We start from the raw sequence: 20,834 nt of genomic DNA, 5'->3' as shown, positions 1-20,834 counted from the left end.
TAGTTATTCTTATACCCTAAAAATATGAAATTAAAGAAAAATAAAAACGTACTATTCTTTTTTGTGTTATTCTGTGTATCTTTTTTTACACTTAACACAAATGCCCAAACACCTGGAGTCATTGTAGAAGGCTTGCCAAATGCAGTTCTAGACCCTAATGGAGATGGATATGTATCCTTACCCCCCTCACAAACCCCTAGTCAATTTACAAATATTGGCTTTCCTGCTAATATATTACCTACAGATGTTTTTGATGTTTTGTACAGTGAAATTGCTTATGTAGGAATACCAGAAATTACTTCTGAGCCAACAGGAGACCCAAGTAAAGGAAGTAGTTGTTCTTTTACAGATTTGGTACAAGACGCCAACAGCAGATCTTCTTACTACAACACAGATGGCACTAACATGCGTTTTCGATTTCGATTAGGTGGGGCAGCCTCTAACTCTAAAGGATATTCTATTTTAATAGATACTGATGAAAAATTTGGTTTTTCTGGACCAAATGCAGACCCAGATGCTGTACCTGGAAATCCTGGTTTTGAAATTGAAATTGTATTAAGAACAAATTTTGAAGTAAATGCTTATGATGTAAATGATCCTACAAACATTATAGAACTTGCTGCATTACCTTATACTACTCACGCTATAAAATCTTTAGCGTTAACTACTATTTGTAATGATCCTGATTATTTTTATGACTTTTACATTCCATTTAGTAATGTTGCAGGAATAGATTCAACCACAAAATTAAGAATGGTTTCTCTTACTTCTGTTAACCCTAAAGGTATTATTGGTAATAATGGAACTGCAGACATTGCTGGTGTAGACGATAGTTCTAACACATCAGATAATTTATACATAGAAACAATAAATACCCAAACACCAACCAATGGAGATCCAATTGTAAGAGCTTCTTGTCCGTTTATAACTGGAGGAAACACAAACCCTGGAGCTATTATTAATGGAGACACACTAGTACAAGGTACCTCTACAGAAGAAGATGGTACTTTAGTAGAGGTGTTTGTTAATGGAAATTCGACTCCTGCAGGAACAGCAACCGTAGCTGGAGGTACTTGGTCTGCATCAGTTTCAGCTTTATCTACTGATGATGTAATTACTGCTTCAGCAACCGTACCTAGTACAGTAGCAAGTGGTGTAGAAAAAGGAACTTCTATAGACAATTGTGATATAGAAACTGTTTTATTAACATTTTGTACACCATTAGCTACACCTGTTTTATCTGCAATAAGTAGAGATTTAGATTTAACCTATGCAACAGGTACACCTGCAGGATCTAGTTTTATTTTTAATTTCTTTGATTCAAATACCGGAACTCAAATTACTACAATAGATGGAGTTAACGTTGTAAACTTTGTTTCTACTTCTGCCACTAGAGTTAGACTAGGTACTGGTAGCCGCAGATTTACTGATGAAGATCTTAATTTTATTGTAAAAATAGACACAAACCCTTCAACATGTCAATCTTTAGGTAGTGAACCGATTTCTACCTGTAGTGCCACAGGTGCTGCTTCTGCAACTCCTTTTTTGAATCCTGTAGAAATTGGAGACACCTCTTTAACTGGTAATTTTGGTGGTAGCCCTCCAACGGCTGCAACGTTAAGGTTAATCATCAATAATGCATCTACAGATATAACTACTACTACAAGTGGTAGTTCAAATACGTTTTCATTTGATATCAGCTCTCTTACACTATCAACCTCAGATGTAATAGAAGTATCTAACAGAGATTCTGGTAATATCTGTAGGAACACGCTTTCTACTAGTATAAGCCCTACAGCTCCAATTGTTCAGTCTCAAACACCAACCCTTAACACAGAGTTTTGTGCTACAGGGAACATAAGTACTGTTTCTGGAATCACCAATGAAACGTCCGGAACGGTTACTTTATATTCTAAAGGAAGTTCAGATGTTACAACATCTGATACATTAGAAGGTACAACTACAACTATTGTTAACGGTACTTGGACAATTACTGGCTTAAGTATAGCTCCTTCAAATTACATTGCTGCCACTATACAAGCAACAGGAAAATCAGTTAGTGATATTTCTGAAAGCATCATAATTAATTCTAAAACAATACCAACTTCATTAACTATAACTTCAAATCCAATAATAGAAGGTGATGCTAGTATAACAGGTACAAGTTCTGGTTTACCTTCAGGTTCTATTATACAATTGTATTTAGATGGAGACAAAGCAGTTAATAGTAGTGGTAATGAATTAACAACGACTACAGATGGTAGCGGTAATTGGACGTTTGCAGGTTTAGATGCTCCTTTAGAAATACTGTATACAAATGCTATAGTTACGGTTACTGCTACCTCAACAGCTTTAGGAAGTTGTGAGAGTGATCAATCTTCATCTAGAGTAGTAATTTGTAACCCACCTATTACACCAACCATAACCGCAGTTTCTACAACTCCTATTTGTGAGAATAGTATTTTTACAGTAACAGTTGTAAATGCTCAACCAGGATTATTGTATCAACTATTAGATCAAAACAACAATAGTGTGGGTCCAAGTTTTTTAGGACCATCTATTGCTGCAGATACAACTATAGATACAGATCCAATACCTTTTGGGGTAACCTCTCTTAAAGTAGTCGCTTCTAAAATTTTTGGTACTTGTACAACTGTAGAATCTAACGCAATTAGTATTACGGTAAATCCATCACCTACAATTACATTTACAGCAAATCCATCAGCAGTTTTTAATCTTAGTGCACAAACTGTTGATTTAGCATTTTCTGCAACAACAAACTCTCCTAATGAATATAGAATTGATTTTGATGATGTAGCTTTTACAGATGTACCTTACACAGCATTACCTGCATCTCCTATACAAATTACTGTTCCTGCAGGTTTAACTACAGGTGTTTACACTGCTACAGTAACGGTAAGAGAAGCTACAAACGGATGTGAAAAAAGCTACCCTATAACCATTACCATAACTGATGCTTCTACTCCAACAATAACGCTAACGAACACTAGTGTTAGCTTATGCTCTGGTACAACAACAGCAAATTTTGATTACAGTGCTACTACAAATGCTCCAGATCAATATAGTATAAACTTTACCGATACTGCTAATTTACAAGGATTTGTAGACATTACTAATGCGAGTTTACCATTATCTCCTATTCAAGTAACCGTACCTTCAGTAGCTGCTGGCGGAACTTATACGGGAGTTGTAACTGTTAGAATTTCATCATCAGGAACAATAAGTGCAGAATATCCAATAACCATTAATGTAGAAAAAACCAATGGAGGTGTAATTGCTGGAAATCAAACTGTTTTAAACAATACTGATGTTACCGCATTTACATCAGTTGCAGAAGCTACAGGTATTGGTGGTGTTACCTATCAATGGCAAGAAAGTGTTACAAGTGCAACCACTGGTTTTACTGATATTTCAGGAGCTACTAGTGCTACATATGATAAGGGTATTATAACACAAACTACTTATTATAAAAGAATAGCCACAAGTATTACCAATGGCTGTATTGCAGAGAGTAATGTAATTACTGTAACAGTTATAACACTTAGTGGTATACCAATGATAACTCAAGTGTATCAAGTTGATAATGAAAAATGGATTGAAATTACTAACACTAGTACAAATACCATTAATGCCAACGAAATTAAAGTGGTACTTTTTAAAGATAGAAATATAGTTTTTGATGGTCAAATACCAGACGCTAACTTAACAATTACCACTGCTCTAGCACCAGGACAATCTGTATTGATAAAAAACACTCTTAGCACAACTATTACCAACATTAATGGTACGCCGCTTATAGACAACAATTTAACAAATATAGACGGAGGTAACGATATCATTATTTTATCAACAACCACAGATGCTACAGCATGGGCCAATAGGTACGATGTTGTTTCAAACATCCCTAATAAAACCTCTTTGGTTAGAATTGACGAAACAATAAGTGCAAATAACACATTTACCCCTAATGAATGGGTAACTTTTATAGATGATGCTATTTTACCTTACAGCAACCCACTAGCAGCAGCACAAGAAGGTAGACATCCACATGCTCCTTTAATTTCAGAAATTACAGGTTCAAACACAGAAGCTAATACCTTACTTGGTTTGCATAGAATTGGCAGTACAATTAGAACTGGTAGTGCTTGGAACAATGGTTTCCCAGATCGTTCTCGTTTTGTGATTATTAATGAAGACTATAATCATGGAGCATTAAAATTAAGTGCAAGAAAACTTACTGTAAATAATAAATTGGGTATAGAAAATTTATTAGTTGTTACAAATGATGTTCTCTTTGGTGTTAGCGGAGAGATTAGATTAATTGATCCATCTGGTGCTAGTAATGCTCAATTTATACAAACACATACTTCTGCTAGTTTGGTTTCTGGTGATGGGAAATTACTTGTAGACCAAAACTCTAGCGTACCTAGCTTATATAGATACAATTACATGGGGTCTCCTGTAATTAGTGCTTCTGGAGCAACTACATATACCATTTCAGATATTTTTAAAGACGGTACTTCCCCAACCTCTTTCGCAGGAATTATAAATACAAATATTGCTAAAGATATCACCTTTCTTACTGGAACCAATTACGATGGAGATACTACAGATCCTATAACCTTAGCAGATTATTGGATGTATACTTTCGCCTCAAGTACAGGTGGTAGATCTAGTTGGGTTCAACAAAGAAGCGGAACTCCAATTCCTAATAGTGATGGTTTTATTTTTAAAGGTCCAGGAAGACCTCAAAATTATACTTTTTTAGGAATTCCAAAAGATGGAACAATTACAACAAGCGTGGGTGCTAGTGAATCTTACTTAGTAGCCAACCCATATACTTCTGCTATAAGTGTAAAAGAATTTATAGAAGACAATATTAGCGCTATTACAGGTACTTTATATTTTTGGAAACACGCAAATGAAATTGTATCCTCTGGTATTGATGGTCATTTTTTTGCTGGTTATATTGGTGGTTACGCAACGAGAACCATAACTACAGGCGTAACTGCAAAAGCAGAAAATTTAAGTGGTGAAACTGGTCTTATAGATGTTACTTTAGAAGCTGAGGCCCCTGAAAATACAAATAGTGGTGAGCTAGAGGGTACAGCTATTTTATTAAACTCTGCAACAGACTCTATTACCTTTCACAAAATACCAAGAAGTGTAGATTCTATAAGAATTAGATATCAATCTACCGCAAGTAAAACAATTAACTTAAAAGTTAACGATGTTATTAAAACAAATATAACATTACCTTCTACATCAGGAGTTTTTAGTACGCAGATTGTTTCTTTTTGTGTTTTTGTGGGAAGTGACATTACTATTTCTTCTACAAATACTGATGCAATAACCATTGATTATTTAAACCTATATGATATTAACGGAGAAGTAAACTGTTCTCCAACTTCTGGTGATGCCATTTTTCAAGAACCAGAAGCGTTTATACCTATTGGGCAAGGTTTCTTTGTTGCAGGAGATGCAGATGGAGGTACAATAACCTTTGACAATAGTCAAAGAGAATATAAAACAGAAGGCTCTGGTAGTTCTGTTTTTTTTAAAACTTCTTACAAATCAAAAAAGAGTAATTTTGATTTACCAATCTTAAAAATAGGAATAGATCACCTTATTGATAATACTGCTTTTCATAGGCAACTTGCTATCTCTTTTGGTCCTTTTCAATCTTTTGATCATGATAAAGGATATGATGCTGAAATGTTTGATATTGGAGATACTGATGCATACTGGAAATTTCCAAATAATGATAAAAAATACGTTATTGCTGGCGTTCAATCTATTCATGAGAATTTAGAAATTCCACTGGAGGTTACCATAGATTATTCTGGTGCAATCTCTTTTACACTAGACCAATATAAAAATTTTAATGACAACATATACATTGTAGATAAATTAGCAGCAACATCTTATAATATTAAAGAAGAAAAAGCTACTATCACTTTAGAACCTGGAATCTATTCTGATAGATTCTTCTTAGCTTTTAAACCTTTAAAAACCTTATTTGTAAAAGATAAGGATACTACCTCTCTATTTACAAGTACATATGTAGACAATATAAACCAATACATTGTTGTAGATAAAACTCAAGAAATAGAAATACAAGAAGTAAGTCTATACAACCTATTAGGTAAAGAAGTAGCTGCTTGGAATATTGAAGAACAACAAGATAAATATCAATTGAAAATTGAGGGAAAATTACCCGCTGGATTTTATATTGTCAAATTAAAATCAGATAAAGGAATACTTAATAAAAAAGTAGTTATTGAATAATATAATTAAAATACATATAGTCTTATCTTACTCAAATATTAAAACTATTATTCTACAATAATAATCTCTATTTTTTATATCGATTTGACAAAAATATAGATATTAAAATTTTATACTCTTACCTTCCTTTTATTAAAGTAGAATTATAACATTATTCGTTTAGCAAAAATAGAGTTCATTTCAATCTAATGAAAACATTTAATCAGATATAAAGAACAGTCTACATTTATTCTTGTGCTATCTCTTTTACAATAGACCAATACAAAAGTTTTAATGACAACATATCCATTGTAGATAAGGTAACAGCAACTTCTTATAATGTTAAACAAGAAAAAGCTGCTATCATTTTAGAACCGGAAACCTATTCTGATAAATTCTTCTTAGCTTTTAAGCCTTTAAAAACTTTATCTGTAAAAGATAAGAATACTACCTAACCATTCACAACTATTTTTGCAAATAATCTAAACCTATAAGTTGTTGTGAATAAAACTCAAGATATCAAAAAAAGAAGTTTATTCAACTTAAACTTATTAGATAAATAAATGGTGTTATAGTATATCAAAAAACAACAAGATAAATCTCAAAGAAAATTAAATATTGAATTTTATATGATAAAATTAAAAGCTATAGAAAAATAGTATGTATCATGAATGTTTTAACTTTTAACTAAAAAACCACTAAAAAAAAAGAGCTAATTGAGTACTTTTGTTGTAGTAATAGTGACCTTCTTTTAATTTCTGTGTCTAATCTAATGAATATACTTTATCACTTAACTTTTTTTATGAAATCATACCAAAGAAAAACGAGTTTATCTGGAAAAATAATTCGTTACAATCAAGCTTTTAATATAATCCTGCTTATTGTTACACTCTCTTTTAGTACATTTAAAACTTTTTCACAGGCAAAACCTGTCTTTCCAAACACACAAGTACTAATAGAAGGTACAGATGGGCAACCAGGAGCAGTCTACTTAATAGAAAATGTAGAAATTTCTGCAAATGGAACACCAACTGATGTAGATGCAATTTTAAGAATTGTGTCTTTTACAGGAACACCTGTAATAGATGAAATAGATGATACTCAGTTTGTTGAAAATAGATTTGAACCAGTCATCAATTACGGTACACCTGGAGATGCTGTTCGTTGGCAATTAGAGTTTATTGTAGCAAATAGTGCAGATGCTGGTAGTGGTGGTTTAGCCGCAAGAATTCCTTTTCCGCTAGATTCTTATACCTTAGAAATTATAGATCTAGACGCTTTAGAATGGGCAGAAGTTGTTTCGCCAAGTAGTTTTGAACTGGCAGGAACAGGTCAACCAGAAACAATTATCACACCAACTGCTGGTCAACTACCAAATTCCACTAGATTTAATAGTGCAGACGTAACAGACCCTGGAGTAAGTTTAGATAATACTCGTTCTATTGTAAGAATTAATTTTGTAAATGCAAGTTTAGTTGATTTTACACTAGGTAGAGACAGTAATGAGCCAAATATAACTAGAAATATATCAGTAAGTTTTTTAGGGGAAGTTACTTTTGGTAACCCAAGTACTACTACTGTAAATAGAAAACCCACAGTAGTAGATAACCTAAATAACATTATTAACACCAATCAATCTTTTTCTACAAATATTTTATCTGGTGCAGATGATCCTGATGGTAATATAGATCTATCATCAGTAAGTCTAATAGACCCTAATAATGTTAATAATCAAGGTAGTGTAGGTACACCGTTAGTAATTGCAGGGGTAGGTACTTATACTGTTGATAGTGCAGGAAACTTAAACTTTACTCCAGAATCTAATTATAATGGAGATGCCTCTATTTTATTTAGAGTACAGGATACTTTTGATGTAAATTCAGATCAAGGTACACTTCAAATATCTATTGTTGATGTTAGCTGTGATGCCATAGCCTCTGGAAATCCAGATAGAGATGGTGACGGTATTTCAGATATTTGTGATTTAGATAATGATAATGATGGAATTTTAGACACCGTTGAGCAAAACTGTCCAACAACAGATTTTATTGCGATAGGTGGTTCTTTTACACAAGCAAGTACAGGAACAACAGCAGGTTCGCAAACTTCAGGTTCTCAAACCTCTTTATATACTTTTAATACAGTTAATGTAGATTTTGATTATGAAGTTACTAACTCAGCAACATGGAGTACTGATGGAGTTTCAACTGTGGGTCCTACAGGAGGTATAGATGGTAATTACATAAACGTCCAACCAAACAATACAGATTTCCCAGTAGGAACATCTTTCCCTGCAGATGCTTCTAGCATAGATGTTGGCTTGTATACCTTTACTTTTTCTGAACCAGTTTTTAATGTAACCTTTAAGTGGGGTGGAATAGATAACAATGATAGAGTTCAATTTATTGGAGAGTTAAATGGTACAGAAGTACCTTTAAATGTAGAGAACATCAACTTACCTAATGGAAATTTTACAATTACTGGGCAAACGGTTAATAGCACTGCAGGTGGTTCTAATGCTCCTAGCAATACTGTAAGTGTCACAAGTCTAGAGCCACTAACAAAAATTACCATTGCAGCAGGTAAATCTATCCCTCCTACTGGTGGTGGAAATGTAACCATGCAATTTTATGAACTTACATATTGTACAAATTTAGATTCTGATGGTGATGGTGTTGCTGATTATCTAGATTTAGATTCTGATAATGATGGAATTCCTGATGTGATTGAAGTTGGAGGTACTGATAGCAATAGAGATGGTAAAGCAGATGGAGGTCCTAATGCAGATGGAATACCTAATTCTGCAAGCGCAGGAATTACTCCAATAAATTCAGATTCAGATAGCTTACCAAACTATTTAGATATAGATTCTGATAATGATGGAATTCCAGACAATGTAGAAGCTCAAGACACGTTCGATTTTATTGCACCAAGTGGAATTGGAACTGGTATTACTGATACTGATAGTAACGGTGTTGATGACAATTACCAATTCGCAGGAAACGTTGGTTTAGATCCAGAAAATACAGATGAAACAGATAATCCAGATTATTTAGACTCAGATTCAGATAACGATGGTATTCCAGACATAGAAGAAAATGGAGATGCACAAGATACCTTATCTGGAAATGATGCAGATAATGATGGATTGGACGATAATTTTGATGATAATGACGACAGCGGAATTACAGGTTCCACGGTTAATGACAACCACAACCCTCCAGCTCCTGGAAATTTAGGAGATGTAGACGGTGATTTTGAAACCAATGGATTAGGAGGAAATGTTGATTATAGAGATAATGGAGACGATACCGATAACGATGGTATTCCAGATAGTGTAGATATTGATGATGATAATGATGGTATTTTAGATATTGAGGAGGGTTGTATAGCTGCAACTGGACCATTATCTAGAGATTTATCTCTTGAAAGATCAGGTGGTAGTGGTTTTACAATTAATGGTAATAATATTACTTTTTCAAATACTGCAGGCGTAGCTGGTTTTAGTAATAGTATTACTTCTAGGCGTTTTTCTAATTTCGGAGTAACTGACGATTTTACTGTAAGTTTCGCTATACAAGGTACCTTTACTGAAGCCCAAAGAGATGTTATAATTGGTATAGATGCTTTTGGAGCTAATGTAAACTCTGGTTTAGATATTGAATATGCATTCAGGTTTAGAGGAAACACCCAAGCTATACAGGTTATTAATAATGGTTTAGTAGCAACAACACTAGCAGATACTGCTGCAGATGGTACACAGGTTGCTATTCGTAGAACTGGTACATTAGTAGAGTTTTTGGTAAATAATGTAGTCCGTTTTACAAGTCCTATAGCTGCAAACGCAGAAGAATATCAAGTAGATAGTACTTTTGAAGGTCAAGCAACAGCATCAACGTATACAATCTCGAATTTACAGGTAACTTATGATGCAGAAATAAGTGATGATGATGGAGATGGTGTAATCAATTGTTTAGATTTAGATTCAGATAATGATGGTATTCCAGATATTATCGAAGCACAATCTACTAACAACTATATTGCTCCCTCAGGTTTAGATACTGACAAAGATGGTTTGGATGATGCTTTTGACAATACTCCTAATGGAGATAGTAGTGGAACCGATTCTATAGGTTTAGTTCCACAGAATACAGACGGTACTGATAATCCAGATTATTTAGATTTAGACTCTGATAATGATGGAACAAATGACATTCAAGAATCTGGTAGTAATTTGCCACAATCAAATGGAAGAGTTACTGGTACAGTTGGTACTAATGGACTGATCAACGATTTAGAGATTGGTGATGTAGAAGGAGGATATAATGATCCAAATGGAGAATTTGATGACACCCAAGAAGATAATTTTACAGATTCAGATAACGATGTTTCTACTGGAGGAGATGTAGACTATAGAGATATTTCTGGTCCAGACGCAGATAATGATGGCGTTCAAGATGATGTAGATTTAGATGATGATAATGATGGTATCTCTGATGTTACCGAAGGCTATGGTTTTTTTACTGATGGTGTAGAACCTGGTGGAGTTTGTACAGGCTTAAACTACAGTTTTATAGGCACCAATGCAGATTATATTAATGGAACAGGTACTGGTGCTGGTTCTGTAAATGCAGAATATCGTTTTTCTAACGTTGCTGCAGGTTTAGATGCTATCGTTAGAATTGCAGAAAAAAGTACAGGAGTTACGGTACTTAATATTGATCAAAATCTTGGTGATGATGACGCACTTCAACCAGAATTAAGATATGCCAATGGTGCTAGAGGAGATCTCACTATAAGACTACAAATTAGATTTGTAGAAACAGGCACATTAACTAGTGCTAACGTAGATCGTGTTGGAGGTTTTATCCAAGATATAGATAGCGAAACTGGTATTAACGAGTTTTATCGCGTTCAAAATATTGTGGGCTATAGTATTGGTACACCTACTAATATTATTCCAACCGAATTAGCAAACGGAGTAGTTCAATTTGCAGCTAATAATTCAGGTTTAGCACCAACTGTTCCTATAGACACTTCAAATCCTTATCGCTTATTTTTTCAAAAGAGAGACATAAATTTATTCAATTTTACTATTGGAGCAGAAAAAACAGTCAATGAAAGAAGAGACCGTTTTTATTCGATTCGTTTTGATGAATGTAGAATAGACTTATACGATAATCCACGTCATGTATTTTTTAATGCTCCAGATACAGATGGAGATGGTGTAGCAGATTATTTAGATATAGATTCAGATAATGATGGTATCACAGATGTTGTAGAATCTGGAGGGACTGATGTAAATAACGATGGAAGAGCTGATGGAAATGAAGGAACTACACCTACAACTTTAGGTATTCCAAGTTCAGCTGGTGTTGGTGTAAATCCAGTAAATACTGACTCAGACGCTCTGGCAAATCATTTAGATATAGATTCAGACAATGATGGTATTCCAGATAACATAGAAGGGCAAAGTACATTTAACTACATCTCTCCTAGCGGTTTAGGAAACACAATTACAGATGCTGATGGAAATGGTCTAGATGACGTATATCAAAATAATGGAGTACTTGGTTTAAATCCAACAAACACTGATAATATAGATAATCCCGATTATCTAGATAACGACTCAGATAATGATGGAATTACAGATATTACTGAAAATGGAGATGCAAACAATACCCTTTCTGGAAACGATACAGATGGCGATGGTTTAGATGATAATTTTGATGATGTAGATGACACAGGAAATAATGGATCAACAGTAAACGACAACCATAACCCGCCAGCTCCTGCCAACTTAGGGGATACTGATGGTGATTTTCTAGCTAACGGAACAGGAGGAGATGTTGACTATAGAGATATTCAAGGGGCTATAGATACAGATAATGATGGTATACCAGATGCTACTGATTTAGATGATGATAACGATGGAATAACAGATTTTGTTGAAAATGACTGTACTTCAATTGATCAAGCAATTAACGAAGTAGTACAAGCAGAATCTACTGTAGATAATGCTAACACCAATTTTGCAGCTATAAATGATGGTGCAGCTACAGCAGGCCAAGGTGTTGCAATGAATAGTGTTACACATCATATGGTTTTAGACTTAGGTCAAATTTATCAAGCGAATACTTTAGTTAGAATAGATTTTTCTGGTACAAACACTTTTGGAACAAGAGCTGTTGTTACTTCAGAAACACCAACAGGAGTATATTTAAGTTCTGGAGGAACTAACCAAGTTACCAATGATGTTACCGTAAACGGAACAAGTTTTTACAATTATATACTACAAAATGCTACACGTTTCATACAGGTAGATATGACTCAAACTGATTTTAGTCAAACTGCATTTTTTACTGAAGCAACAGTAGAAACAGAATGTAACTCTCCTGATACAGATGGAGATGGAATCATAGATGCTTTAGATCTAGACTCAGATAATGATGGTATTGCAGATGTAATTGAAGCTGGTGGAACAGATGTAAATAACGATGGGCAAGCTGATGGCGATGTAGGGACTGCAACGGATACGAATGGTATTCCAAGTTCTGCTGGTACAGGAACAACGCCTATCAATTCAGATACCGATAGTCTTCCAGATTATTTAGATATCGATTCAGATAACGATGGTATTCCTGACAATATAGAAGCACAACCAACCATTGGTTATATTGCTCCAAGTGGTGTAGGTTCAGGAATTACTGATGCAAACAATAATGGTTTAGACGACAATTACGAAACCGCACAAGGAGGAACCAATATTGTACCTCAAAATACAGATGGTACAGACAATCCTGATTACAAAGATACCGATACCGATAATGATGGGACGCCAGATATTGAAGAAAATGGAAATGCCAATAATACATTGTCAGGTACAGATACAGACAATGATGGTTTAGACGACAATTTTGAAAATGGATCTAATAATGATGGTTATGTAGTAAATGATGGTATCAATCCACCAAACGACACAAATTTAGGAGATGCTGATGGTGACTTTAATCAACTAGGAGGAGATTTAGACTATAGAGATGCCACCAATGGTTTAGATTCAGACAATGATGGTATTCCAGATAGTGTAGATTTAGATGATGATAACGATGGTATATTAGATTTTTTAGAAGACATTTGTGAGAACCCAACAGCGCGTTTTACCACAACACCAGTTGCGTTTTGGACTTACGAAAATAACACGAATGATGTTTCTGGTAATGGATTTAACCAAGGTAGTGGTACCAACGCTCCTAGCTTTTCATCAACTGCTATAGAAGGCTCAAGTGCTGCAAGTTTTAACGGAACCAATAATGAAATACGATACAGTGTAGACGGTGCTTTTATGGAGGCCTCAGCAACTACATTAAGTTTTTCGGCATGGATACTTCCAAACAATCTTAGTGGTCAGAGAATTATTTATGAAGAAGGAGGGGCTACAAATGGTTTTACATTGTGGCTAAATGGCGGAGTATTAACGGCATCAGCAAGAGCAGGTAGTACTACTCAAACAAATGTAACCGCTGCTAGAACCTTAACTTTAGACGGTTTATGGCATCACGTAGCGGCTACTTTTAATAATGGTGTTATTACTGTGTATTTAGATGGAGTGGCTTCTAGTATTACTGCTGCTTTTAGTACTATTCCAACACATACTGATAATGGTGGTATTGGAGGTTCAATAGGCTCAACTGCTGCAGGTACTTTAGGTAACTATTCCGGTCTATTAGATGCGGCTCGTTATTCTAATACAGAAGCTTGGTCTCTAGCAGATATCAATTTTGAAAGTTCTAGAGGTTGTGATTCTGATGGTGATGGTATTTTAAATTCATTAGATCTAGATTCTGATAATGATGGTATTCCAGATCTAGTAGAAGCTGGAGGAACAGATGTTAATGGAGATGGAAAGGTAGACAATTTAAATCCAGACAACACCTTAATTAACGACACAAACAATAATGGTGTAGATGATGTATATGATGATGAAAACTTCGGAAATCTAATTCCAAACAACGATTCTGATGGAGATGGAATTGCAGATGCACTTGATCTAGATTCAGATAATGATGGAATAGTAGATATTATAGAAGCTGGTGGAACAGATGCAAATGGAGATGGAAAAATTGACGCCATCAACCCAGACGGAACTTTGGTAAATGATACTGATAACGATGGATTTGATGATGCTGTAGATGGAGATGTAGGAAATGATGGTACTATAGAAAACACAGCAAATGCACTCGTAATTACAGGTGCAGATATTGATAGTAATGGTGTTCCAGATAGCTACCCTAATGCAGATACAGACGGAGATGGCAAACCTAATTACGTAGATATTGATGCCGACAACGATGGTATTCCAGACAATATAGAAGCGCAACCAACTCAAGGATATATTTCTCCAAGTGGTGTTGGTAACGCAATTACAGATGATAATAATAATGGTATAGACGATAATTATGAAACATCACAAGGTGGAACTACCATTGTACCTCAAAATACAGATGGTACAGATAATCCAGATTATTTAGATACAGACACAGATAACGACGGAATTTTTGATATTGATGAAAATGGCGATACCGACAACACACTTTCTGGAACAGATACCGACGGAGATGGTTTAGATGATAATTTTGATGACAACGATGATTCTGGTATTTCAGGCAGTACTGTAAATGACGGTATTAATCCTCCAAACGCCGCTAATCTTGGTGATGAGGATAATGATGCAAACAATGGAGGAGATCTAGACTATAGAGATACTACATTTAGTGATAAGGATAGAGATGGAATTAATGATGCTGTAGATTTAGATGATGATAATGATGGTGTATCAGATATTACAGAGTCAGGAGGAAATAACCCAGATGGAGACGAGGATGGAGATGGTATAGTAAATTACCTAGACACCACAGACGATGGAAATGGTGGAGATGGAAGCACTACTGATTATACAGATAATAATGGTGATGGAATACCAGATGTTTATGATAATGATAATGACGGTATACCAAATCACTTAGATTTAGATTCAGACAATGATGGTATTCCAGATATCGTGGAAGCTGGAGGTACAGACACAAATGGAGATGGAAAAATTGACGCCATCAACCCAGACGGAACATTAGTAAACGATACCGATAACGATGGTTTAGATGATTTGTACGATGCAAACAATGGGGGTACAACCATAGCAAATTTAGATTCAGATGGTGATGGAATTGCAGATGCATTAGACCTAGATTCTGATAATGATGGTATCCTAGATATTATAGAAGTCGGAGGTACAGACGCAGATGGAGATGGTAGAGTAGATAATATCAATGCAAATGGAACATTAACTAATGATACCGATGCAGATGGTTTTGATGATGGTGTTGATGGTGATGTGGGGAATGATGGTACTGCAGAAAACATAGCTAACGCATTAGTTGTAACAGGTGCAGATACCAATGGTGATGGAGTTCCAAATTCTTATCCAAACGCAGACACAGACAATGATGGTTTAATCGATAGTAGAGACTTAGATACTGATAATGATGGTGTTCCAGACATTGTAGAAGCAGGTGGAACAGATACCAATGGAGATGGTAAAGTAGATAATCTTAATGGAGATGGTACTTTAGTAAACGATACAGACAATGATGGTCTAGACGATTTGTACGATGGGAACAACGGAGGAAATAGAATCGCTAACTTAGATTCTGATGGAGATGGAATTCAAAATACAAAAGATTTAGATTCTGATAACGATGGTATTACAGACATTATAGAATCAGGAGGATCAGATACAGATAGAGATGGTAAGGTAGACAATCTTAATGGAGATGGTACCTTAGTAAATGATGCAGATGGAGATGGTTTTGATGATGCTGTAGATGGTGACGTGGGTAATGATGGTACAGCAGAGAATTCAGCCAATGCCTTAGTTGTAACCGGTGCTGATACCGATAATAACGGGACACCTAATAGTTATCCAAATGCAAATCAAGATACAGATAGCTTACCAAACTTTATTGATATTGATGCCGATAATGATGGTATTCCAGACAATGTAGAAGCACAAACATCTACGGGATATATTGCACCAAGTGGTGTAGGTGCTGGTATCGATGATGCTAATGAAAATGGAGTTGACGATGATTATGAGAATGGAGCTTTAATAGGAATAGTTCCAACCAATACAGATGATACAGATAACCCTGATTACCTTGACACTGATACTGATAATGATGGAATTCTAGATATTGCCGAAAACGGTGATAACGATAACGCTCTTGCTGGGACTGATACAGACGGTGACGGTTTAGATGATAATTTTGATGACAATGACGATTCAGGAATTTCAGGAAGTACCGTAAACGATGGTCTAGGAATAGGAGACACAGTAACTGATGCTGCATCATTAGAAGATGCGTTTAATGATGAAGACGAAGATTTTAATCCTGGAAATGGAGATTTAGATTACAGAGATATACTTGATAATGACAATGATGGTATACCCGACAATGTAGATGTAGATGATGATAATGATGGAATTTTAGATACAGTAGAATCTTGTACTAATTTTACAAGTACTGTTGCAGATTCTGGAACTTCAATAAATGGTTCTGTAATTAATATTGCAGATGCATTTGATGGTGTTAATAATAGAGGAGCAGAATTTAATGCTCTAAATGAAACCTTACTAGTTGATTTTGGCGAAATTGTACCAAGTGGAATAACTATTAGATTAACCTACTTTTCCCCCGCAAATAGTGACCCTAAAGAAGTTAGGTTTTCTCAATCTGATATTACAGGAGCCTCATCGGTAAACGCTCAATCAGTTGCAATTAACAATGCTGATACCGCAAATGTTTTTGATTTTGTTTTAAATCAAAATACACAATACTTTAAAATAGAATACACACTTGTTCCTAATGGAAGAAGAATTGAATTAGATTTTATAGAAGCGTTACCTGTAAGCTCTACATGTGATCCTGATATAGATAAAGATGGAATCCCGAACTCTCTAGACTTAGATTCTGACAATGACGGTATCCCAGACATCGTAGAAGCTGGAGGTACAGATACTAATGGAGATGGAAAAGTAGATAACCTTAATGGAGATGGAACATTAATTAACGATACTGACAATGATGGTTTAGATGATTTATATGATGCCAATAACGGAGGAATAGCAATTACTGATGCTGATTCAGATGGAGATGGTATTCCTAATAGATTAGATTTAGATGCCGATAACGATGGTATTCCAGACGTAGTTGAAGCTGGTGGAACAGATGTAAACGGTGATGGTAAAGCAGACAACTTTGCAGATACCGATAATGATGGATTCAATGACGTAATAGATGGAGACGTTGGTAATGATGGTACTACTGAAAATACTGCTAATTCTTTAATAGCAACTGGTACAGACAGCGACAATGATGGTGTTCCAAATAGCTATCCGAATGGAGATACAGATGGTGATGGTATACCTAATTATTTAGATTTAGATTCTGACAACGATGGAATTGTAGATATTATTGAGGCTGGAGGTTTAGATTCAAATAGAGATGGTAAAGTTGACGATCTTAATGGAGATGAAACTTTAATAAACGATGCAGACGGCGACGGATTTGATGATGCTGTAGACGGAGACCCAACAAATGCACTAGTGGTGGGTACAGATACCAATGGAACAAACACAGCCAATGCATTAATACTAACAGGAGCAGATATTGATAATGACGGAGCACCAAATACTTATCCAAATGATAATGAAGATAATGATAGTTTACCTAATTTTATTGATATCGATGCCGATAACGATGGTATTCCAGACAACGTAGAAGGGCAAACCACTAGAGATTATGTAGCTCCAAGTGGTATCGGTACAGCGATTATCGATAATAATGATAATGGAGTTGACGATAACTACGAAAATGGAACTATCATCGGTCTAAACCCAGAAAACACAGATGGAGAAGATAACCCAGATTATTTAGATGCAGATTCTGATAATGACGGAATACTAGACATTATTGAAAACGGAGATACTGACAATGCCTTAGCGGGGTCAGATTCAGACAGCGATGGTTTAGACGATAATTTTGATGACAATGATGATAGTGGAATTGCTGGAAGTACTGTAAATGATGGTTTAGGTAATGGAGATGTAGTTACAAATGCTACGTCTTTAGAAGATGCTTTTGGAGATAGTGATAACGATTTTAATCCAGGAGATGGAGATTTAGATTATAGAGACGATATTGCAGGTAATATAATGATAACTCAAGTATATCAATTTGGTTCAGAACGCTGGATAGAAATAACAAATATTGGAACTTCTACTGTACCGGCTAATACGATTCATGTACAATTGTACCAAGATAAAACAGGAGATCAAACAGGAGTAACCCCAGATGCAACAGTATTGGTGAATTCTTCTATAGCGGCAGGTCAATCTGTATTATTTAGAAATACAACCAATACAATAACCAATACAACACCAGCACCACCTGCAACGGCAGCTATTATTGTAGAGGATAATGCACTAACTGATATTGCAGGAGGAGATGATATTATTACAGTATCAAGTACAGGAGATGCAAGCTCTTGGGTAAATCGTTTTGATATAGTTGCAGAATTTGGTAACAACACTTCATTTGTAAGAATAGATGAAACGTTAACACCAAATACGACGTATACTCCATCAGAATGGGTAGTATTTGTAGACCCAGCGTTACCAACGTTTACAGATACAAATGATGATATTACAGGAAGACATGCACTAGCGCCATTAACTTCTGAGATTGTGAATTCAAATACAGATGCCAATACATTATTAGGATTGCACAGAGTAGATGTAACCACAAGAGTTGGAGGGGTATGGAACAATGGTATTCCTGATAGATCTCGTTTTGTTATTGTTGATCAAGATTTCAATCAAACGTCAAGTAGATTAAGTGCAAGAAGATTACAAGTAAATGCGAGCAATACCTTAGGGGTTACCGATAATTTATTAGTTGTTACCAATGATATTGTCTTAAACGGAGATATTCGTTTGATAGATGTTACAGGAGCAAGTAGAGCGCAGTTGGTACAAACGCACGAATCTGCAAGTTTGGTATCTGGAGGCGGAAGATTATTGGTAGACCAGAATTCAACCGTACCTAGTTTATTTAGATACAACTACATAGGTTCTCCTGTAACAAATGCAGCAGGCGCTACACAATATAGTATCGCTAATGTGTTAAAAGATGGAACTACTGCTACTAATTTTACAGGAGTAATAAACGGATCAGGCGCAACAGGTATAGCAAAAGATATTAACTTTATAGGAGGTTTTGATGGAAACACTACAGATCCAATTTCTTTAGCAGATTACTGGATGTTTACTTTTGCTCCTAGTGGAGCAGGAAGAGCAAACTGGTTTCAAAACAGAAGTACTCCTCCAATAAATAATATAGCAGGATTCATATTTAAAGGTCCAGGAAGACCACAAAACTATACGTTTATGGGAACCCCAAAAGATGGAACGCTTACACAGTCAATTGGAGGTAGTGAGTCATTCTTAGTAGCCAATCCATATGCATCTGCTATAAGCGTTAAAGAGTTTATAGAAGATAATTTAGACGCTACTACAGGAGTCTTGTATTTCTGGGAACATGCCAGTGAAGAAAGCACAGCAGAAGCAATAGACGGACATCGATTTGCAGGTTATATTGGAGGATATGCTACTAGAACAATACAAGCAAGTGTTAGTGCATTGGCAGCCGCAGGTGGTGGTGGTCCTGTAGATGTAGATATCGAAGCAGAAACAGCTACCATAGTTAACGGTTCAGTAGAAAACGTAACAGATAACGGTAGTAACATATCTGTAGCGTTATTAGATGCTGTAGGCTCTAATGTTACCTTTAGTGCTATACCAAGAGCAGCAGATTCATTGCGCATCCGATACCGAGCAAGTGCAGATGTTAGCATTCAAATTTTTGAAAACAATGCGTTACAATTTGGAGAATATACCAATTCACTAAATGAATTGGAAAGAACAAGCACCTTTGTATTGGAGGGGACAGCAGTATTGGTTAATGATGATCCTGCTACACCAGGTGTTAATGAAGAAGAGCGTGCTTTTGAGGAGATTACAATCAGCAGCTGTGTTGTGCAATCGAGCAACATCCGAATAGAAGTTACAGCAGGAGCAGATTTAGAAGTAGATTATTTAAATCTCTTTGATGCAGATGGAGATGTTTCTTGTTCACCAAACGTAGAACCTGTAACAGATTTCACCTTTACAGAACCAGCAGCGTTTATACCAATAGCACAAGGTTTCTTTATAGGAAGTGATTCAGATGGAGGTACAGTAACATTTAACAATAGCCAAAGAGAATACGTAGTAGAAGGTACAGAATCTATATTCTTTAAGTCTAATGCAAATGGTAAGACTTTATCTAAAAGCGCAGCTACTGAAAGCTTTAGAGACTTACCTGTTTTAAAATTAGGATTAGATTATACAGAGTCAGGTATTAACCTTCGAAGACAAGCAGCAGTTTCCT

The 20,834-nt window shown here is 35.5% G+C and carries 2 protein-coding genes; both read left to right on the top strand.

Annotated features, from left to right (window positions below; translation table 11 throughout):
- Nucleotides 1-24 precede the first annotated feature (24 nt).
- Nucleotides 25-6,309 (top strand): T9SS type A sorting domain-containing protein, encoded by a 6,285-nt coding sequence (locus tag DUT90_RS06375; RefSeq protein WP_114426341.1) that lies wholly within the window; start codon nucleotides 25-27, stop codon nucleotides 6,307-6,309.
- 781 nt (nucleotides 6,310-7,090) lie between these two features.
- A partial coding sequence (locus DUT90_RS06370) for an S-layer family protein (protein ID WP_220222562.1) occupies nucleotides 7,091-20,834 on the top strand: 13,744 nt, incomplete at its 3' end.

It is taken from the genome of Polaribacter sp. WD7, assembly GCF_003335085.1.
GTDB lineage: Bacteria > Bacteroidota > Bacteroidia > Flavobacteriales > Flavobacteriaceae > Polaribacter.
The sequence above is the reverse complement of the archived record's forward strand: the minus strand, read 5'-3'. Positions and strand labels throughout refer to the sequence as shown.